Here is a 21,331-nt window from a genome sequence, read left to right as displayed (position 1 = left end):
GCCACCATGTCCGAACAACCCTTGCCGACGCTGCCGATGTGGCGCGTCGATCACATCGAGCCCTCGCCCGAGATGTTGGCGCTACGCGCCAACGGTCCGATCCACCGCGTGCGCTTCCCGTCCGGGCACGAAGGCTGGTGGGTGACAGGCTACGACGAGGCCAAGGCGGTGCTGTCCGACGCGGCGTTCCGGCCCGCGGGAATGCCGCCGGCGGCATTCACCCCGGATTCGGTGATTCTCGGTTCGCCGGGGTGGCTGGTCTCGCACGAGGGGGGCGAGCATGCCCGGTTACGCACGATCGTGGCGCCGGCCTTCAGCGACCGCAGGGTGAAGCTGCTCGCGCAGCAGGTCGAGGCGATCGCCGCGCAGTTGTTCGAGACGCTGGCGGCCCAGCCCCAGCCCGCCGACCTGCGGCGCCACCTCTCCTTTCCGCTTCCGGCCATGGTCATCAGCGCGCTGATGGGCGTGCTCTACGAGGATCACGCATTTTTCGCCGCGCTGTCCGACGAGGTGATGACGCACCAGCATGAAAGCGGCCCGCGCAGCGCGTCGCGCCTGGCCTGGGAAGAACTGCGCGCCTACATTCGCGGCAAGATGTGGGACAAGCGCCAGGATCCGGGCGACAACCTGCTGGCGGATCTGCTCGCGGCGGTCGACCAGGGCAACGCGACCGAGGAAGAGGCGATCGGCCTGGCGGCGGGCATGTTGGTGGCGGGGCACGAGAGCACCGTCGCGCAGATCGAATTCGGCCTGCTGGCCATGTTCCGCCATCCGCAACAGCGCGAACGCCTGGTCGGCGATCCGTCCCTGGTGGACAAGGCGGTGGAGGAAACCCTGCGCATGTACCCGCCGGGCGCGGGCTGGGACGGCATCATGCGCTATCCGAGGACCGACGTGACCATCGCGGGCGTGCATATTCCCGCGGAGAGCAAGGTGCTGGTCGGCCTGCCGGCGACGTCGTTCGATCCGCGCCATTTCGACGACCCGGAAAGCTTCGACATCGGACGCGACGAAAATCCGCACCTGGCGTTCTCCTACGGACCGCACTACTGCATCGGCGTGGCGCTGACCAGGCTGGAGCTCAAGGTGGTGTTCGGTTCGATCTTCCAGCGCTTTCCCGCGCTGCGCCTGGCCGTGGCGCCCGAAGAACTGAAGTTGCGCAAGGAGATCATCACTGGCGGGTTCGAGGAGTTCCCGGTGCTCTGGTGATGCGCGGACGCCGCCGGGAATCGTGATCTTCTCCGCAATTTGCCGGCGCGCCTGGCGCGCGCCGGTCAAACCAGCCAGCCAACAGTTAACCAAGATGGACGTGCAAGAAACCACGGCAGCATGCCGGGACGCCTTCGCCGAACTGGCGTCGCCAGCGTGCATCCACGACCCGTATCCGTTCATGCGGTGGTTGCGCGAGCACGATCCGGTGCATCGCGCGGCGTCGGGCCTCTTTCTGTTGAGCCGCCACGCCGACATCTACTGGGCGCTCAAGGCCACGGGCGATGCGTTTCGAGGACCGGCGCCGGGCGAACTGGCGCGCTATTTCCCGCGTGCGGAGACCAGCCTGTCGCTCAATCTGCTGGCGTCCACGCTAGCGATGAAGGAACCACCGACGCATACGCGTCTGCGCCGGCTGATCTCGCGCGATTTCACCATGCGCCAGATCGACAACCTGCGGCCGAGCATCGCGCGCATCGTCGCAGCGCGCCTGGACGGCATGGCGCCCGCGCTGGAGCGCGGGGAGACGGTGGACCTGCATCGGGAATTCGCGCTGGCCTTGCCCATGCTGGTCTTCGCCGAACTGTTCGGCATGCCCCAGGACGACATGTTCGGGCTCGCCGCAGGCACCGGCGCCATTCTGGAAGGCCTGAGCCCGCACGCCAGCGATCCCCAACTCGCCGCGGCGGACGCGGCCAGCGCCAGGGTGCAGGCCTACTTCGGCGACCTCATACAGCGCAAGCGCACCGATCCCCGCCACGACATCGTGTCGATGCTGGTCGGCGCACACGAGGACGATGCCGACACGCTGTCGGATGCGGAGTTGATCAGCATGCTGTGGGGCATGCTGCTGGGCGGCTTCGCCACCACTGCTGCGACCATCGACCATGCGGTCCTGGCGATGCTGGCGTATCCCGAACGGCGGCACTGGCTGCAGGGAGACGCCGTGGGGGTGAAGGCATTCGTCGAAGAAGTCCTGCGTTGCGACGCGCCCGCCATGTTCAGCTCCATTCCGCGTATCGCCCAGCGCGACATCGAACTGGGCGGTGTGGTGATCCCGAAGAACGCGGACGTGCGCGTGCTGATCGCGGCCGGCAATCGCGACCCCGACGCCTTCGCCGATCCCGACCGCTTCGATCCCGCGCGGTTCTACGGCACCAGTCCTGGCATGTCGACCGACGGGAAGATCATGCTGAGCTTCGGCCACGGCATCCACTTCTGCCTCGGTGCGCAACTGGCCCGGGTGCAGTTGGCCGAGAGCCTGCCGCGGATCCAGGCGCGCTTCCCCACCCTGGCATTGGCCGAGCAGCCGACCCGGGAGCCCTCCGCGTTCCTTAGGACGTTCCGCGCGCTGCCGGTGCGGCTGCATGCGCAGGGGGCTGAGATGCGCGTCGTGGTCGACCAGGATCTGTGCGGAACCACCGGGCAATGCGTGTTGACGCTGCCGGGCACCTTTCGCCAGCGCGAACCGGACGGCGTGGCCGAAGTGTGCGTGGCGACGGTCCCGCCGGCGCTGCACGCCGCCGTGCGGCTCGCGGCCAGCCAGTGTCCGGTCGCCGCCATTCGGATCATCGAAAGCGACGGTGGCGATGACGAGCGTGCCAGCGCCGACCCTGCGCCTTCTCCGGCGGAGGCCGAGCGGCATGCCGCGAAAGACCAACGCAATCCAGGAGGACACGATGGGACGGTTTGAAGGCAAGGTGGCCGTGGTGACCGGCGCCGGCGCCGGCATCGGCAAGGCATGCGCCCTCGCCATCGCGCGCGAGGGCGGCAGAGTGGTGGTGGCCGACATTGATGGCTCGGCGGCCATCGCCTGCACCGCGCTGATCGCGGCCGAAGCGGGCCACGCGCTGGCCCTGTCCATGGACATCGCCGATGCGCAGGAAGTGGCAGCGCTGTTCGAGACGGCGGAGCGGCACTTCGGTGGGGTCGACCTGCTGGTGAACAACGCGAGCGCCATGCATCTGACCCCGCGCGACCGCGCGATCCTCGACCTGGACCTGGCGGTCTGGGATCAGACCATGGCGACCAATCTGCGCGGCACGCTGCTCTGCTGCCGGCAGGCCATCCCACGGATGATCGCCCGCGGCGGTGGCGCGATCGTCAACATGTCGTCGTGCCAGGGGCTCAGCGGTGACACCGCGCAGACATCCTACGCCGCGTCGAAGGCGGCGATGAACATGCTGTCGGCCTCGCTCGCCACCCAGTACGGTCATGCGCGGATCCGCTGCAACGCGGTTGCGCCGGGTCTCATCATGACCGAGCGGCTCCTCGCCAAGCTGGACGAGTGCATGCAACGGCATCTGCGCCGGCACCAGCTCCTGCCGCGCGTCGGGCGCCCCGAGGACGTGGCCGCGCTGGCGGCGTTCCTGCTCTCCGACGATGCTGCGTTCATCACCGGCCAGGTCGTGTGCATCGACGGCGGCATGCTGGCGCATGTGCCGACGTACGCCGACGGTGGCAACAGCCGCGCCGCGCGGCGTGCCGGCGACACTGCCGAAGCGGCCGCGGCGCGGCGCTGCTGATGGACATGCTGCTCAACCCGCTGGAGCGTCGGCACCGGCTGCGGTGCGACATCCCGATCGTGCCCGGCGCTTTCCCCCTGGTCGGGCATCTCCCCGCCATCGTCTGCAACCTGCCGCGCCTGCTGCGGCGCGCGGAACGAACGCTGGGCAGCCACTTCTGGCTGGATTTCGGCCCTGCCGGACACCTGATGACCTGCGTGGATCCGGATGCGTTCGCACTGCTCCGGCACAAGGACGTGTCCTCGGCGCTGATCGAAGAGATCGCGCCCGAATTGCTTGGCGGAACGTTGGTCGCCCAGGACGGCGGCGCGCACCGGCAGGCGCGCGATGCGATCAAGGCGGCGTTCCTGCCCAAGGGGCTGACCCAGGCAGGCATCGGCGACCTGTTCGCTCCCGTCATCCGGGCGCGGGTGCAGGCGTGGCGCGACCGCGGCGACGTAACCATCCTGCGCGAAACCGGCGACCTGATGCTCAAGCTCATCTTCAGCTTCATGGGAATCCCCGCGCAGGACCTGCCGGGATGGCATCGCAAGTACCGGCAACTGCTGCAGTTGATCGTCGCGCCCCCGGTCGAGCTGCCCGGACTGCCCTTGCGGCGCGGCCGCGCCGCCCGCGACTGGATCGACGCGCAGTTGCGCCAGTTCGTCCGCGACGCGCGCGCGCATGCCGCGCGCACCGGGTTGATCAACGACATGGTGAGCGCCTTCGATCGCAGCGACGATGCGCTCTCCGATGATGTCCTGGTCGCCAATATCCGCTTGCTGCTGCTTGGCGGTCACGACACCACCGCCTCGACGATGGCCTGGATGGTGATCGAGCTGGCGCGGCAGCCTGTGCTGTGGGACGCCCTGGTCGAGGAGGCGCAACGCGTGGGCGCGGTGCCGACCCGGCACGCGGACCTGGCGCAGTGTCCGATCGCCGAGGCGCTGTTCCGCGAGACGCTGCGCGTGCATCCGCCGACCACGCTCCTGCCGCGTCGCGCGCTGCAGGAATTGCAACTCGGCCAACGGCGCATTCCCGCGGGCACCGATCTGTGCATCCCGCTGCTGCATTTCTCGACCTCGGCGCTGCTGCACGAGGCGCCTGATCAGTTCCGCCTGGCGCGGTGGCTGCAACGCACGGAGCCGATCCGGCCGGTGGACATGCTGCAGTTCGGTACCGGCCCACACGTCTGCATCGGCTACCACCTGGTATGGCTGGAACTGGTGCAGTTCTGCATCGCCTTGGCGCTGACCATGCACAAGGCCGGGGTTCGGCCGCGGTTGCTGAGCGGCGTCGAAAAAGGCCGGCGCTATTACCCGACCGCACATCCGTCCATGACAATCCGCATCGGATTCTCATGAGCTGGCATCGCACGCCCCGTGTGGCGAGGCAGCGGCGCCGGCGACGCGCGGCATTGCTGCACTCGGCGCGCGCGCTCGGTGCGACGCCGGCAACACCGCGGCGGCTCGCCGCTCGCCGTGGCCGTCTCCTGTCAGGTACAAGGACATGAACAACATGCAGACCGGTTCCACGCTACACGACGACCGAAGTGGCGTTTCCGCGCTCGGCGGATTGGGCGCGCAGGCGCGCGACGCATCCGGCAGGCTGCTGCCGGAGATCTGGATGCAGGACGGCGCAAAGCGGGTCGAACAGGCGCTGGCGCGTCTTCTCTGCGCCGAAGACGATGGTGAGACCGAGCTGATGGCGGCGATGCGCTACGCCACCTTGCATGGCGGGAAGCGCACCCGCGCCTTGCTCTGTCTGGCTGCCGGCGCACTAGCCGACACGCCGGCGCACATGCTCGACGACGTCGGCGCCGCCATTGAGATGATGCACGCCTGTACCCTGGTCCACGATGACCTGCCCGCGATGGACGACGACGTGCTTCGCCGCGGCCTTCCGACCGTGCACGTCAAGTTCGGCGAAGCCACTGCGATCCTGGTCGGCGATGCGCTGCAGGCGCACGCCTTCCTGACCCTGGCGAACCTGGATGCGCCGGGCGACAACCGTATCGCGCTCGTGCGCGAACTGGCGCAGGCGGTGTCCGCCGAGGGTGCCGCAGGCGGGCAGGCCATGGATCTGTCGCTGGTTGGAAAGCACGTCGAGCTGGACAGGATCGTGGCGATGCACCGGATGAAGAGCGGAGCGCTAGTGCGCGCGTCCGTTCGCATGGGCGCGCTATGCACCATCGCGGAGGATGCCGCGCACGCTGCGCTGTACTGTGCGCTCGATCGCTACAGCGCCTGTTTCGGCCTGGCGTTGCAGGTGGTCGATGACATTCTCGACGTGACAGCGGATACCGCGACGCTGGGCAAGACCCCCGGCAAGGACGCGGCGGCGCAGAAGCCGACCTGCGCGTCGATCATGGGGCTGCAGGCAGCGCGCCAGTTCGCGCTGGATCTGTTGCGCGACGCCGGGGAGGCCATCGCCCCGCTGGGGCCGCGTGCGGAACGGTTGGCGCAGATGCTGCAGCGGGCCAACGCGTATCTGTTCAAGCACGCGCCATGCGCATGAGCGCGCCCGTCCGCATGGAGTCGCCCCTGTGCCGCTGCGATCGGCCGGCGGCAGCGGTGCATGCTGCACTGTGTCCGGGTCCGCGGCGCCGATCGCAGCGGTTGCCAGCACGGCCGCGGCGCACGCGGCGCGCTGCGCGCAAGCCTATGCGGCGGACCGGCGCCAGCATCGGGCGCGTCGCCGCGCCGGCGCAGGGCGGCCGTCCGGCGCTGCCCATGCGCTGGGCGGCGACGGGCCTGCGGCGACATGCGCGGCGTCTGCCCGATCCTGGTTCTCGTCAACCGTCTGCAGAAGGAACATCCCGCGTGAAGGCGCTGTCCGAACATATCCTTTCCGAATTGCGTCACCTGCTGAGCGAGATGAGCGATGGCGGCAGCGTCGGTCCGTCCGTCTACGACACGGCGCGAACTCTGCAGTTCCACGGCAACGTCACCGGTCGGCAGGACGCGTACGCGTGGCTGATCGCGCAGCAACAGGCGGATGGCGGATGGGGAAGCGCGGACTTCCCGCTGTTCCGCCATGCACCCACGTGGGCGGCGTTGCTGGCATTGCAGCGTGCCGATCCTCTTCCCGGCGCTGCCGACGCAGTCCACGCAGCAACCCGGTTCCTCGAGCGCCAGCCCGATCCGTACGCGCATGCGGTGCCGGAAGACGCGCCGATCGGCGCGGAGCTGATCCTGCCGCAGTTTTGCGGCGAGGCCGCATCCTTGCTGGGCGACGCGGCGTTTCCGCGCCACCCGGCGCTGTTGCCGTTGCGGCAAGCGTGCCTGGTCAAGCTGGGGGCGGTGGTGACGTTGCCGAGCGGCCATCCGTTGCTGCACTCCTGGGAAGCCTGGGGGACGTCGCCGACCACCGCATGCCCGGATGACGACGGCAGCATCGGCATCAGTCCGGCGGCCACCGCCGCGTGGCGTGCGCACGCCGCGACACAGGGGAGCACGCCGCAGGTCGGGCGCGCCGACGCGTATTTGCAGGCGGCATCGCGGGCGACGCGCAGCGGCATCGAAGGTGTCGTTCCCAACGTCTGGCCGATCAATGTGTTCGAGCCATGCTGGTCGCTGTACACCCTGCATCTGGCCGGGCTGTTCGCTCATCCCGCGCTCGCCGAGGCGGTGCGCGTGATCGTCGCGCAGCTCGACGCCCGCCTGGGGGGGCGCGGTCTGGGCCCGGCCTTGCACTTCGCGGCCGATGCGGACGACACCGCCGTTGCGTTGTGCGTCCTGCGCCTTGCAGGCCGCGACCCGGCGGTCGATGCGTTGCGCCATTTCGAAATCGGCGAGCTGTTCGTCACCTTCCCCGGCGAGCGCAATGCCTCGGTGTCGACCAACATCCATGCCCTGCATGCGTTGCGACTGTTGGGAAAGCCCGCCGTCGGCACCAGCGCCTACGTCGAGGCCAATCGCAACCCGCACGGTCTATGGGACAACGAAAAATGGCATGTTTCGTGGCTGTATCCCACCGCGCATGCGGTCGCTGCGCTGGCGCAAGGCAAGCCCCAGTGGCGCGACGAGCGCGCGCTGGCGGCGCTGCTGCAGGCGCAGCGCGACGACGGCGGCTGGGGCGCCGGTCGCGCGTCCACATTCGAGGAAACCGCCTATGCGCTGTTCGCGTTGCACGTGATGGACGGGAGCGAAGAGCCGACAGGGCGCCGGCGCGTCGCGCAGGCGGTGGCGCGTGCGCGGGAGTGGATGCTCGCCCGCCATGCGGCGCATGCATTGCCGCAGACGCCACTGTGGATCGGCAAGGAACTGTATTGCCCCACCCGGGTCGTGCGCGTGGCCGAACTCGCCGGGTTGTGGCTGGCGCTTCGTTGGGGGCGGCGCGTCCTGACCGAGGGAGCAGGAGCGGCGCCATGATCCAGACCGAACTCGCGCTGCAGCAGGTGCTGGAGTGGGGGCGTTCCCTGACCGGGTTCGCCGACGAGCATGCCGTGGAAGCGGTCAGGGGCGGCCAGTACATCCTGCAGCGCATCCACCCGAGCCTGCGCGACACCAGCGCCCGCACCGGCCGCGATCCGCAGGACGAAACGCTGATCGTGGCATTCTGTCGCGAACTGGCGTTGCTGTTCTGGCTCGACGATTGCAACGACCTTGGCCTGATCGCGCCGGAGCAGCTCGCCGCGGTGGAGCAGGCGCTGGGGCAGGGCGTGCCGTGCGCGCTCCCCGGATTCGAGGGCTGCGCTGTGCTGCGCGCTTCGCTGGCCGCGCTCGCTTACGATCGTCGCGACTATGCTCAGCTTCTCGACGATACCCGGTGCTACTGCGCGGCGCTGCGCGCCGGACACGCGCAGGCGGCAGGGGCGGAACGCTGGTCTTACGCCGAGTACCTGCACAACGGCATCGATTCGATCGGCTACGCGAACGTGTTCTGTTGCCTGTCGTTGCTGTGGGGGCTGGACATGGCGACCTTGCGCGCGCGTCCGACGTTTCGCCAGGTCTTGCGGCTCATCTCCGCGATAGGGCGCCTGCAGAACGATCTGCATGGACGCGACAAGGACAGGTCGGCCGGCGAGGCCGACAACGCGGCGATCCTGCTGCTGCAGCGCTATCCGGCGATGCCTGTGGCGGAGTTCCTCAACGACGAGCTGGCCGGCCATACGCGCATGCTGCACCGGGTGATGGCGGAAGAACGCTTTCCCGCGCCGTGGGGAGCGTTGATCGAGGCCATGGCGGCCATCCGCGCGCAGTACTACCAGACCTCGACCAGCCGCTACCGCAGCGACGCTGCGGGGTGAGGCCAGCGTGCGCCGGCCTGAACGCGCGGGAGGCGGCGGCGTGCGCGCGCTGCCGTCGGTCCGATCCGACGCAACGCCGTCGGCCGATGCGACGGATGGAGCGAGCATAAGCGACACTGCTCTGAGCCGGCACAAGGACGACGATCTGGACATCGTGCTGGATCGGCGAACGGCGCCGGCCACGGTCGCCCTGGCTGAGAGTACATCCGTTTCGAACACTGCGCATTGCCCGAGTTGGACCTGACGCAGATCGACCTGCGCGCCTCGCTGCTGGGCAAGACCATGCGCGCGCCGCTGCTGATCAGCTCCATGACCGGCGGCATGCCATGCGCCGAGGCCATCAACCGGCATCTGAGCGAGGCAGCGCAAGCCTTGGGGATCGCCATGTGCATCGGTTCGCAGCGCGTGAGCCTGCAATCCCGCAACGCCCAAGGGTTGACGCGCGCGCTGCGCTGCTAGCCCCAGACATTCCCTTGCTGGCCAATATCGGCGCCGCGCAACTGCGCGAGGCCGACGGCCTGGACCTGGCGCGCCGGGCGGTGGATGCGCTGGAGGCCGATGGACTCATCGTCCATCTCAATCCGCTGCAGGAAGCGGTACAGCCGGAGGGCGACCGCGACTGGCGCGGCGTCCTGGGGCAGATCGCTCGCGCCGCGCGCAGCGTGGGCGTGGCGGTGATCGATGTCGCCGACGCTTCTGCACCGGCTCGGCTGATCTGGCGGCGGGGCTTATTGTCGGGCGAACATTTCAGTGTGGATGGCGCGTTGATCCAGGCCTGGGCCGGGCACAGGAGCTTCATGCGCAAGGACGGCGATGACGAGGACAGCGGCGACTTCCGCGGACAATCGCGCAGCAACCACACGCACGTGTCCACGAGCGATCCGGATGCGCGGCTGTATCGCAAAGGCAGCACGGCCAGCGAGCTGCGCTACGTCGAACACACGCTGAGCGACAACCGGCATGGACTGATCGCCAATGCGCGGGTGACGCAGGCCGACGGCTACGCCGAACGCGAGGCGGCCAAGGCGATGATTGCCGATGCCCGGCAGGCGGCCGAGCCGGAGGCGGTGCTGACGCTGGGGACGGACAAGCGCTATGACGCGGCCGAGTTCATTCGAGCGCTGGAAGAACCGAAGGTGGTTGCACATGTGGCGCAAAACACCTGAGGTCGACGTTCGGCTGTCGCCGATGCGGTGGCGGCCAGCGAGGGTTACGCGGTTTCTCAACGCAAGCGCAAGTTGATCGAGCAGGGCTTCGGTTGGGCCAAGACGGTCGGACGCATCCGGCGGGCGATGATGCGCGGGCTGGAGAAGGTGGACCAGATGTTCGTGCTGAACATGACGGCTACAACCTTGTGCGCGTGCGAACGTTGGGAAAGCTGTATCCGCAGTGAGGAAAGTGGCATGAATCTGCAACCGGTAGTGCCCCACGTGGCAATCTGCAGGCAGCGACACGTCGATTCCACTGCCTGATAATCGATTCCGACGATTCCGCGCTCACCCGTTCGTGCATCGCCAGATGCTTGACTTGTGGCGGTTGGTATTTCGTCCGCGAATTCAACTCTGCAACACCATCAGTTGTGAAGCGGCGCAGGCGACCTGACCTGTGCCACTTCACCGCCAAGTGGAGTTGCCCATGTCATCCAGCCGCCTGGACCTGTGCGAACGATACCGTCTGCATGCGCTTTACGAAACCGGTCTGTCGCTACGCGCCATCGCCGCTGTCTTGGAGCGCACACTGAGCACGATCAGCCGCGAACTGCGTCGTCATCGTCAGGATAAAGGCTATGCGCCGGAGCAAGCGCATCGTTTGAGCGGGCATCGGCGCACGCAGGCCAGTCAGCGCCAGGCATTGATGCCGAGCGTATTGCACAGATCGAGGTCTTGTTGGCTGAGGACCTCAGCCCGGAACAGATCGCCGGTCGCACCGGCTTGGCCAGTCACGAATGGATCTATCAGTACATCTACGCCGACCAGAAGCGTGGTGGTTGTTCACGCACTTGCGCAAACGCCGTCGTAAGCGCCGTCGACGGCGCATGCGCGATGGCCGCGGACAGCTGACGCACCGACGTAATTGGACAGAACGCCCCGCTGTGGTCGAGCAACGCAGCCGCATCGGCGACTGGGAGTTGGACACCATCGACAACTCGCACTGCAAGGCCGTGGTGGTCACCATGACCGAACGTCGCAGTGGTCTGCACCTGCTTGCCCATTCGCCCGATGGCACGGCCCAGAACGTGCGCAACGCCATTGTCCACCGCCTGGGCAAGCTGGGCCATGTGGTGCATACGCTGACAGCAGAGAACGGCAAAGAATTTGCCGAATCATCGGCTCATTGCCACGGCCCTGCAGGCCGATCTCTACTTTGCCGATCCATACTCTGCTTGGCAACGCGGCAGCAACGAAAACGCAAATGGACTGACACGCCAGTACTTGCCACGGCACACCGACTTCAGCACCATCACCGAAGAGCCGCCTGCGATGGATCGAGCAACGCCTCTACGACCGACCACGCAAGAGACCCGGATTCACAACGTCCCTCGAAGTTTTCTTAGAGGAATTCATCAACCGCGTCGCGAACCAGAGTTGGATCCACCACTGGATTATCCGGTCTCACAACCCTCATTTGCGCATGTTGGGTCATCCTGCCCAGTCAGCCGCTTCTCGTAAAAGATCACTGCATATCCGTGCAATATACCTTCGCTGCGGCGAACATAGCCAGCGGTCTCATAGAGTCTTTGAGCCCCTACTTGGATCGTTGTCGTGTCAAGCATTATCCACTTGAAACCGAGAGCAACAGCTCGCGACTCCAATTCACGAAGAACCGTCCTTCCAAGCCCTCGTCGCTGAAGGACGGGATCGACCCGCATACGTTTAAGTTCTGCGACATCATCATCAAAAGGTTTCAACCCACCCATGGCAGCGAGTCGGGGACCAATATGCGCAACTACGAAGTCTCCGCCCGACCCGATGTACACTTCCTCGATATTGCGGAAATCATCCTCCCAGGCCCCTTCCGGCCCACACACACCAACATCCTGCGATGCGCTTCTGTGCAGATGCCATACACCATCGCTATCCCCGGACTCGAAGCGACGAAGGATCAGTTCGTCTTGAGACATCGACTAACACCTCTCGACCGGTGTCGGACGCCTGCGCCTGTGGCGTCGTTGTCTGTTTTAGCCTCGCGGCGCTCAACATGCTGGACGGCAAGGTGATCGGGATCTGCATGCCACGCCACCGGCATCGTGAGTTCCTGCGCTTCCTCAAGCTGATTGATTATCGGACCCCGCGCGGTCTCGACCTCCATCTGATCGTCGATAACTATGCCGCCCATAAGACGCCTGCCGTAAAGCGCTGGCTCAAGGCGCATCCGCGCTTGCATTTGCACTTCACGCCGACCTCGGCGTCCTGGCTCAACATGGTCGAACGCTTCTTTGCCGAGATCACCCGAAACCGCATTCGCCGCGGTGCCTTCAAGAGCGTGGCCGAGCGCAAAAGCACCATCATGGAATACCTGTAGAACCACAATGCCGATCCCAAACCCTTCGTCTGGACAAAATCCGCGGGCCAAATCCTCGAAAAAGTCGCCCGAGCGAAACAAGCGTCAGTGTCACAACACTAGCTTTCGTGTGAAGCAAGGCGCGATGGCACCTCCGTTCCTCGCTTCGCATCGCGCTCTTCAGCTCGGGCTCGATACCGAAGCCGTGCATTTCGATCAAAGGCGCGTTTATCGGCTCCCACTCGAGGCAACCACCGTATATCAGAACGAGCGTCGCCATCCGCTCGGCTACACGCGCGGGATGATCATGGTTCGGCGAGGAAGACAGATGCCGTGGCCCAAGCGAATGTCCTTCGGGCATTTGCGAAACGGCACCGAGGAAGACTTCATGCGCCGAGGGGTGCGAATACTGCTCGGGAAAATGGTGGTCCACCTTTGAGACAGCGGGACCCGCAAGGAATGCGGCAAAGCTTTAGGCCGGACCGCAGGCAATCGCGCAGCGTCTATGGCATTGATTTCGATTAATCGAGCAGTTTCATTTGGACTCCTGGGCTGGCGACTGCGAGGCCGTCATGGTCGTACGGATTCCGTACGGCGTCCCAGCAATCCACGTGCCACCAAAGCCATTTGCGAGCCTCGCTTGAAGAGGTCAAAACCATGTGCTTCGGGTCCACCGACGGAATACTCGCGCTCAGTGTCTGATCCCGGACAATTAACGTCTTCAGCCGGACACGGCTGAACACGACAACGCGGAATGTTGAATGATGATGGCGGCCTCATGCCGAAGTCGAACATCTGCTCCGACGGCGACATTACGGCCGAATCGCTCCCCGTCCGCTTCGCTCGGCGGTCGCGGTATCGATGCCGCTCGCCTTCAGCCACCAGCCACCAGCCACTCCTGCTAAGTGGTACAAAGCGGATTCAATACCTCCTCGCACCCGAGGGCAATCTCAAAGTGCGACCGCTGCGCTGATAGAGGCCGCGTCCCGGCGCGCGACGGATATGCAAATGAATTCGTCACTTTGTTGCAGCGGGGTGGCCAGGGAGAAATTCCGCCTGCTACCGTCTCAGAAAACGAGCGTAGCCTCCGTAGTCTAATCGATGACGAGTTTGATCGAGAGCACTTGCTCCAAGTCTGTTCCCGGCTCATCAATGATTGTTTGGCCGAGACATCCCGGGAGGTGGAGCCCATATGGATCTTCGGCCTAGAAGTGCTATGGCAGGTCAGAAAGCGGTCACGGTGATCCGGATTGGCGCCTTGATATCGAGATCGAAGAAATCGCGGTCGTCAGCAAAAATGTAGGACCTGGGATTGAGACACAGCTCGATCGCGTCCAGCACGGTGGTTTTGGTCGAATCCCCTGGGCCAATGAGACAATTTACGCCGGGGATAGTGCCGATTTCAACCTTTTGATGCCGCGGAAATTTTCCACTTCCAACTAGACGATGCGCATTGATTCCCTCAGGCCGTGCGGCACGCCGGCTAGGAGCCTGTCCGAGTATTCGGAGTTTTCTCGACGAGGAACAAGCGTCGCGATTCAAAGGCGGATGAGCAAGACATTTCGTAAGTGGAAAGCTGAGGCCGTTCAGGCTGCGTGTTTCCATGGCATAATCGCGTCGATCTCGCTGCTCGGCCAGCCGTTGGCAATGCGCTGAAGCGTTAGGGTAAGCCAGGCGAACGGATCGACGTTGTTCATCTTCGCTGTCTGCAGCAGTATCGCGATGGTCGCCCAGGTTCGTCCGCTGCCGGCGAAGAGGCTGTTCTTTCTCGTAATTGTTTGCGGTCTGATGGCGCGTTCGACGATGTTGGAGTCGAGCTCAATGCGGCCGTCATTGAGGAAGCGTTCGAAGACGGCGTCGGCGCGAGACGGCATAGCGGATTGCCTCGGCCAGTTTTGATTTACCGGAGATCCGCCGCAACGTCTGCTGCCAGAGGTCGAAGAGATCTGCGACGATCGCCGCGGAGGCTTGCTGGCGCGCGGCGACGCGTGCGTCGGGGCTTTGACCGCGCACGGTTTTCTCGACCTGCCAGAGCTTTGCCATCCGCTCGACCGTCGTCGTTGCCACTCTCGAGCTTCCTGCAACATGCAGCTCGTAGAACTTGCGTCTGCTGTGTGACCAGCTTGCGTCAGGATAAGTCCTGGAAAGAGGAGGAAGAATGTGACCTGAAACCTTTCATCGTGACCCAGAGGGTTCGACGCCCTCGCGGCAAAGGCGGAGCCCGCCAGCCGGAAGCGAGTCTTGCATGGGTGACGGCAACGTCACTCGTGAAGCGTAGACAGCGGGTACCAAAGCCCTGTGGCAAGCCTCGAAATCATGGTCGTGCTGAAGCCTTCGCCGTGTTGGATCCGGGGGCAGCACTGGGAAAGCCGCTATGGTCAGGCTTACCGGTTCGGCCGGGGTCTCAGAGCAGGGCAAAGGTACAGGATGGGCCACCAGGAAACCTGAGAGATCCCGTTTGTGTCCACATGAATCGGCCGGACAGGAGCACCGGCCTGAACAATGCTCCGGGCCTGATGACCGACTTGGCGAACATCGGGAGCGCAGACGCGAACACGAAACACCAAGGCATGTGAAACCCGAGGCGAAGACATAAGCTGACGGACATGCGCGGCGGGAAGTCGTAGCGGCTTCGTAGTACCGAGGAAGGCGGGGAACTGGGCTCACCGGGACCCGCTGGAGGGAAGGGAGCCGTCACGCGTTAAGACCCATTGACGAGAAGCACGGGAGGGAACCCTGAGTCCCGCAAACCTGTCCACGAAACGACAATGGATAGCCGATCTGGCGAGGCAACATCCCGAGCGGGTGCTGACCGCGCTGCATCACCTGATCGACCGTGAGACCGTGAATGGATGCTCGAGGCTTATCGTCTGACGCGCAAGGATGGCGCGCCCGGCGTCGACGGCATGATGGCGACGGACTATGAGGCGAAGCTGCCGCGGCGCTCCCTCGAGACGGTCGGCGACCGCTTCGATCATATGGAAGGTTCTAGTTCCAGAACTAGGCTCAGACATAGAAGCTCACATCGGCTCACAAACTCAGCAGCCGATAGCCGATCGCTCACCCACTCCGCCAGACGGGGTCTCTTTGCCGCTTACGACATTTCGTCCTTGAGACGTTGATCAGGTTTGGCTGCTGCCGCCGTCGATCCAGGATTTGGTGCCTTCCGGGCACATGGCTCACTTTGTTCGCGACACGGTTCGCACGGGCTTGGACCTGTCGCGGATCATGGATGTCTACGACGAGGAGCGCGGCTTGCTTGATGCAGCAAGCGTGGCCTCCCGGAATGCATAAGACCGTGGGTGCCTCCCGTACAGCAGACCAACAGGTCCAAAAAAAGCCCCGGCCCATGGGCCGGGGCTTTTGATCCGCCATTTGAACGATAGATCAATATTTGAGAAGAATCGGAGCGCCGAACTTATAGTTGAGCCGTGCAGTCATAAGGTCCAAATCCTGGCGGATGCGATCGGCCCCACCAGCCGGTGCGGCGACGTTCACCGTGCCGGGCTGCATGAATAAATGATCGTACTCGAGGCCAACCGACCAGTTCGGTGCGAAGCCGTACTCGATCCCGGCTCCCAACGCGCTGCCCCAAAGAACGTGCTCGCTGTTTACAAGCTGCGCGCCCGTGAGGGACGAGCTGATCTGATAGGTGTTGCTCGTGACTGCAGCGCCGCCCTTGGCATAAATCAGTACGTTGTCGAAGCTATAGCCGATCTGCCCCGTTACCAGGCCGAACGCATCAATCTTGGTCTGGTTGACATCCGAAAACGCGACACTGACATTCGAGCCGGTCAAATCAGCCCAGTTCCCCTGGCCTTCAACGCCAAGCACGATCTGACCCATCTGCCATCGATAGCCGATCTGGCCACCCACGGTACCGCCCGTCGCATCATGGCAGCCCTCAGGCGTGCCGCCATTGAAATCCCAGCAATTCGAGCTTGAGCCCAAGCCGCCGTTCATACCGAGATAGTAGCCGCTCCAGTCGTAGATTGCAGCCGCGACAGGCCGCGGAGCTCCGGTGTAGAGAGGTTGGACGGGCTGCACAGCCAGATCTGCACCTAATGCGGACGACACTGCGCCAAACGCCACGATGCTCACAGTCGCAAGCAAGAAGTTCTTCATTTCTACTCTCATGTCTTGAGTGCCCCCGAGCTTCGTGGGTCTTAACAACGTCCGCGCGAATTGCTGTAACCGCATCGCAACATTCGCACCGAAAGGAATGCTTGAACCGAACGCTGCGTCAGGTTGCGGTGTTGCAGATCATATCCCACGGCGTCGCAATGCTCTTCCTTCGCGCGCGCACATAGTTTGCGTAGGCGTGGTCGAAAAGCGAACTGCTGACCTCAGCGGATTAAGCGCACCGCAAGCCAGATGATGCCAAGCCACACCGCAACCGAAGAGAGCAAAGCGCTTTGCAACGTCCTTGCTCTTATCCTGTGATGCCATCGAAGGAGCTGCGATGAGCAACCAGTGAAGCGCTGACCCCGCATGACAGCTCTCACGTCATCGTAATCTGTGAACCGGAAGTGAGAGCGATGCTTGCGAATATACGCCAGCCGCTCAGCGGGTGAGAGGCACCGTGCCTACACCTCCCATGCCTCATCATCAAAACACGCGCTATTCTCAAGGACTTCGGCGAGGCGATCGTCACGCTTCATGATGCATCCGCCGTACTGACTATCGCGGATCGAGTTCTACGAAGGAAGCCTAACCTTCGAAACCTCTCAGTTTAGGTGGGCTAGCTCAGCGAATCGAATTCGGCCAGGAAACATTGGTCACAATCAACGCGGCGTTGATCCTGGCGCGCGATGAAATTCGAAGTCGTGCGAGGGCTCTGGATCTCCCTTCTGCCGAGCGCAGATCGCGACGGGCATCGAAGCGCTGTAAATGCTGCAGGAGAGTGAAGGTGCTCCTTATCGACGCTGTCGCAATCGTGCTCGTGTCGAATTCAGTTCAAGCGCTAACTCGCGTGCCGGAAATATCGTCTCCGCATTTGACACCAGCGCTGATTGGAATTCGGTCTGCCAATGCTTCCGCACATGCTAAGATCATACAGATGTAGTTGTCGGGCCGAGGCCGATTGCGAATCAACCGTCGCCGCCCGATGATCCGTGAAGCGCCGATTCGTAGTCTTCACCGCTCAGTGTCTCGGGTCAAATCGGCGATCAGTCACACGTTACACCGTGGTCGGGGCTGACTCCACGCGAGCATGCGCGTGGCCTCCAGTCTGTCTTGCGAATCTGTGCTCGACGAACTGGCGGCGGAGGGTGTTCGCCCCTAGCGTGGCGGATCGGCAACTTCCTTGTTTGAGGAAGGCCGAATGCAGCGTTAGGAACCGCCGCGTGCGGGAACTCGGAGCGGCGGCGGAGCAGAAGTGCCGGAATGAAAGAAAGCACCATAGAGCCGGGCGCGCTCACGTCGTTTGCGGGAACGCCAGCTGCGCACAGGGTATCCTAGTCCAAAGCCGCACAAGAAGATCATAGTAGAAAATGGAGTGCTGTCGTCATCTCGACGTCTAACTGGAGGATTGCTTTGATGTGTTACGTCACACGCCCACCATCGGTGGTGGACCTGTTGTCGGCGTGAGGCGGCGGATGCCTGATCCTACAACGTGATGCTAGGTACGATTCAAGTCCCATCCGAGAGAGCACGGCTTCCGAGCTTATGTGGTTCATCACTGCGAACCGCTGAACAGTGAGGTAGTCCTCATCGAAAGGTCGCGGGGTGCTAATGCCGTGCGCGGCCAGTAGAATGCGCGGCGAGGCCAACTCCGCCAGTACGATCCCGAGCTTACGCGCGATCTCTTTGGTCTGAGCGGAGCGCTGCCGAGATCGCGTCGCGACAGGCCCGCTCCGGCAATAAGCCACAGCTTGGATCCGTGCGGAATGCGATCGACGAACCGGCGCGCCAAAGCGGGATGCAGCTGGGCCGACTTACCTGCCCAAGCAAACCACTGCTCGGGTTGTGTCGACATCCGCAAAGTGGAGGACAGGCCATTCATGGCGTTACGCCTCCTGTTCGGTGATTAGTCGAAAGGGTCGCATGCGCATAAAAGTCATGTGGATCGCAAGAGCGGCCTTATGGATGCATTGGCCTTCGGTATTCTTCGGCCTCGGTGTTGCCACTTGCTTCTGGGGCAATGGCGGATTTATTGGAACTCGCTGTTGACTCACCGTCAGCGGTCGGCCGCTATGAGCTCGGAGTGAATCGCAGTTGCCGTATTGACGCATGCATCCAGTGTCAGAGATCCGAAGGCGAGCTGGCAAAGGAGATAGTTGGCGCCTGCCTCTTCCACATGATCGAGAAGAGTTTGGCGCACCGAAGCGCGCGTTCCGACAACGCACAGTTCACTCTCAATTGCCGCGTCCAAGGTGAGGGGCAGGTTGGATGGAGGCAGGATGTCATTGAGCTCGTACAGGAACTTAAAACTCTTGAGCCATGCTTCGTAGGCGGGTGCGGCGAGAGAACGGGCCGCTGCTTCAGAGCTGGCAACTACGATCATGCGGAGCAATGCAAGAAATGGTGCTGAACCGTTGGCGTCATGCTCGGCGTTTCGGTGAGCGCGATAGCCATCTGTTACCTTGCGAACGGCGGAAGAGGGCCCCATGCACGCCAGATTAGCGCCATTCGCCGCCGCCCAATGCGCGGACTCTGGCCGATTTGTGGCAATCCATGTCGGGGGACATGGACGCTGGTGAGGTGAAAGCGTCAAAGGAACATCGCTCAGCGCAAAATGTCGTCCTCGGTACGACAGCGAGCCGCCATTCATCGCGCTAACGAAGATTTGGGAGGCTTCCTCGTAACGGCTTGAGGCAACGTCGGCTCCAACCCCAAAATAACTCAGTTCGATCGGTAGGGAGCCGCGACCAAGGCCGACCTCGACCCTGCCACTGCTCAGGTGATCCAACATGCAGATCTCCTCGAATGCCCGCAGCGGGTGATAGAGGTTGAGCAGCATGACCAATGGACCGACGCGAAGTCGCCGTGTGCGTTGTATAACGCTCGATAGAAACAAGTTCGGCGATGGACCCCGTCCATGGGGAGTGCAATGATGCTCCGCCAGATGATAGGCATAGAAACCGAGCCGGTCGTAAGCCTCGGCCAGCGCGAGGCGGTCAGCGTATTGCTGGGCGATATCGCGGCCGTCCTCGTCAAGATGATCAAAGATGCCGCAGGTCAGATTTGAGGGAACAACGTTTCTCACTCAGTTATCTCCTATATAGAAAGGACCGGAGTCCGCCGGGTTTCGGGAATGCAAGAGGTGCTCGCTGGCAATGCGCTGCATATGCTGCGAAGCCGTTCTCAACAGCTCGTAATGCGCCGACCGCATAGAAACTGACTCCGGTTGCATCATGTGTGAGTTCGGATCGATTACGAACTGGGATCTGTGACATGAGTGAAAGGGGCCACTAGCCACGGCATCCCACTCTCTTAAGAATGGTGCCGACAGCCGCGAGAAAAGCATCCATCTGGGGCTTTGTACCGATGCTAACCCGAAAGCACTCATGCAGGCCGGCATCCGGAAAGAAGGCAACAAGGACGCTCTGGTCTTGCAACGCCGCCTGCCACCATCTGCCACCCTGGCCTACCGGCACACGGGCGAGGCTGTGATAGCATTGCCGCGAGAACGAGAAATGCTGCGACTGTGGTGACTGCGAGGCACGTGAGCAGCGCGTCATCTCTATGTCGAGGATGGTTCATCATTCGAACGCTCCGTGCGGTGTTGCGACGGGCGATCAGTTCTGTTCGACCGCTTCCACGGTATTGTCGCGCCAGCGGTAAACGATGAATCCGGGAGCGGCATTGTCTCCCTTGGAGTCGAATCGAACCGTGCCAACGGCCGTTTCGATTGAGTCCGAGCGTAGGGCCGCAGCGACCCGCGTGGCATCGAAGGTGCCGGCCCGTTTGACCGAGTCGGCCCATGCTTGAACCGCGGCATAAGCGTAGAGCGTGTAACCTGCCGCAGATTGGCTCGAACCCTTGAGCTTGGCGACAGCGGCTGCCCCTGCAGCATTCTTCGTCGGGTCCGGCATAAAGGTGAAGAGCGTGCCGTTTGCGGCGTCGCCGGCAATAGCCAAAAAGTCGCTTGTCATCAGCGGATCGTTGGCAATCACGGTCAGGCGTGCGCCCGCCTCCGCGGCCTGACGCACGATTAGGCCGATCTCGTTGTAATAGCCGCCGATATAGAGGATCTGGATTTCCTCTCTCTTCAGTCTCGAAACCAGAGCGGTGTAATCCTTCTCGCCGGCAACATAGCTTTGTCGAGTAATGTCCTCGCCAGCTGCACGAAGCCGCGATGCAACGATATCGGCGATGCCTTTACCTGCTGTACTCTTGTCGTCGAGGACCGCGATCTTTGCGCCTTGGTGGTGCCGCGCGATGTATTCGGCTGCAACCCTGCCTTGTTGGTCATCGCGGCCGCAAATCCGAAACAGCGTGGTTAGGCCACGCTCTGTCAGGCGGGGCTTCGTCGAGCCAGGTGAAATCTGAATCACCTCCGCTTCGGCGTATATATCTGAAGCCGGAATCGAGGAAGATGAACAGAAGTGCCCGACGACAAGCTTGATCCCGTCGGTTGTCAAGCGATTGGCAACAGCGACGGCCTGCTTGGGATCGCATGCATCGTCGGCAATCCTCAATATGAGCTTTGTGTCAGGCAGCAGACCCGATGCATTTATCGAATCCACAGCCGCGACCGCTCCGTCGCGTATCTGTGCGCCGAGCGCCGCAGTGCTACCCGTCATTGGGCCCGCTACCGCAATGTAAACATCTTTTGCCCAGGCGCTCGAACTCAGGATCAAGGAAAGGAGCGCAGCAGTTGCAAGCCTATGAACGCGAAGAATCGACATGGTGGAGCTCCCGA

At 63.4% G+C, this 21,331-nt stretch carries 11 protein-coding genes and 6 pseudogenes; 11 read left to right on the top strand and 6 right to left on the bottom strand.

The genetic code is table 11. The annotated features are described in order from the left end of the window. The first annotated feature begins 6 nt into the window (after positions 1-6). The 10 genes and pseudogenes from ACVWW1_RS21735 to ACVWW1_RS21690 form a co-directional block, all read left to right on the top strand. The gene (locus ACVWW1_RS21735; RefSeq protein ID WP_456657396.1) at positions 7-1,209 is read left to right on the top strand and encodes a cytochrome P450; all 1,203 of its coding nucleotides are present in this window, start codon (positions 7-9) and stop codon (positions 1,207-1,209) included. Positions 1,210-1,303: 94 nt separating this feature from the next. Then, a complete protein-coding gene (locus tag ACVWW1_RS21730; protein ID WP_456660644.1) occupies positions 1,304-2,902 on the top strand; it encodes a cytochrome P450 in 1,599 nt (532 codons plus the stop codon). Continuing rightward, on the top strand, positions 2,889-3,734 hold the full coding sequence (locus ACVWW1_RS21725; RefSeq protein ID WP_456657395.1) for an SDR family oxidoreductase: 846 nt from the start codon (positions 2,889-2,891) through the stop codon (positions 3,732-3,734). The genes ACVWW1_RS21730 and ACVWW1_RS21725 overlap by 14 nt, the downstream gene beginning before the upstream one ends. Next, positions 3,734-5,077, top strand: coding sequence for a cytochrome P450 (locus tag ACVWW1_RS21720; protein WP_429031452.1), 1,344 nt, complete (start codon positions 3,734-3,736; stop codon positions 5,075-5,077). Before ACVWW1_RS21725 ends, ACVWW1_RS21720 begins: the two co-directional genes overlap by 1 nt. Before the next feature lie 154 nt (positions 5,078-5,231). Then, positions 5,232-6,230 carry a polyprenyl synthetase family protein gene (locus ACVWW1_RS21715; RefSeq protein WP_456660643.1) on the top strand — a complete coding sequence of 333 codons (999 nt, stop codon included), beginning with the start codon at positions 5,232-5,234 and terminating at the stop codon, positions 6,228-6,230. Between the two features lie 305 nt (positions 6,231-6,535). Continuing rightward, entirely contained in the window at positions 6,536-8,086 is a 1,551-nt protein-coding gene (locus tag ACVWW1_RS21710; protein ID WP_456657394.1) for a hypothetical protein, read from the top strand. Further along, positions 8,083-8,964, top strand: a complete 882-nt coding sequence (locus ACVWW1_RS21705) for a terpene synthase family protein (protein ID WP_456657393.1) — start codon at positions 8,083-8,085, stop codon at positions 8,962-8,964. The genes ACVWW1_RS21710 and ACVWW1_RS21705 overlap by 4 nt, the downstream gene beginning before the upstream one ends. A 49-nt stretch (positions 8,965-9,013) precedes the next feature. Next, positions 9,014-9,644: pseudogene (locus ACVWW1_RS21700) on the top strand (type 2 isopentenyl-diphosphate Delta-isomerase); the annotation flags it as partial. A 39-nt stretch (positions 9,645-9,683) separates the two neighbouring features. Continuing rightward, positions 9,684-10,357: pseudogene (locus ACVWW1_RS21695) on the top strand (transposase); the annotation flags it as partial. 242 nt (positions 10,358-10,599) lie between these two features. Continuing rightward, a pseudogene (locus tag ACVWW1_RS21690) lies at positions 10,600-11,550 on the top strand (IS30 family transposase); the annotation flags it as partial. Between the two features lie 16 nt (positions 11,551-11,566). Here ACVWW1_RS21690 and ACVWW1_RS21685 read toward each other — a convergent pair. Beyond that, positions 11,567-12,085, bottom strand: a complete 519-nt coding sequence (locus ACVWW1_RS21685) for a GNAT family N-acetyltransferase (protein WP_456657392.1) — start codon at positions 12,083-12,085, stop codon at positions 11,567-11,569. Between the two features lie 65 nt (positions 12,086-12,150). Here ACVWW1_RS21685 and ACVWW1_RS21680 point away from each other — a divergent pair. Then, positions 12,151-12,588, top strand: a pseudogene (locus ACVWW1_RS21680) (IS630 family transposase); the annotation flags it as partial. A 1,463-nt stretch (positions 12,589-14,051) separates the two neighbouring features. Here ACVWW1_RS21680 and ACVWW1_RS21675 read toward each other — a convergent pair. From ACVWW1_RS21675 to ACVWW1_RS21655, 5 genes and pseudogenes are all read right to left on the bottom strand, one after another. Further along, positions 14,052-14,586: pseudogene (locus tag ACVWW1_RS21675) on the bottom strand (IS66 family transposase); the annotation flags it as partial. Positions 14,587-15,852: 1,266 nt separating this feature from the next. Continuing rightward, on the bottom strand, positions 15,853-16,590 hold the full coding sequence (locus ACVWW1_RS21670) for an outer membrane protein (protein ID WP_456657391.1): 738 nt from the start codon (positions 16,588-16,590) through the stop codon (positions 15,853-15,855). A 2,053-nt stretch (positions 16,591-18,643) separates the two neighbouring features. Beyond that, positions 18,644-19,672: an LLM class flavin-dependent oxidoreductase gene (locus ACVWW1_RS21665; protein WP_456657390.1), complete on the bottom strand. Its 1,029-nt coding sequence runs from the start codon at positions 19,670-19,672 to the stop codon at positions 18,644-18,646. A 205-nt stretch (positions 19,673-19,877) separates the two neighbouring features. Beyond that, positions 19,878-20,072, bottom strand: a pseudogene (locus ACVWW1_RS21660) (histidinol-phosphate aminotransferase); the annotation flags it as partial. Positions 20,073-20,204: 132 nt separating this feature from the next. Beyond that, positions 20,205-21,317 (bottom strand): branched-chain amino acid ABC transporter substrate-binding protein, encoded by a 1,113-nt coding sequence (locus tag ACVWW1_RS21655; protein ID WP_456657389.1) that lies wholly within the window; start codon positions 21,315-21,317, stop codon positions 20,205-20,207. Between the last annotated feature and the right edge of the window lie 14 nt (positions 21,318-21,331).

Source organism: Bradyrhizobium sp. JR3.5, from assembly GCF_054057015.1.
The sequence above is the reverse complement of the archived record's forward strand: the minus strand, read 5'-3'. Positions and strand labels throughout refer to the sequence as shown.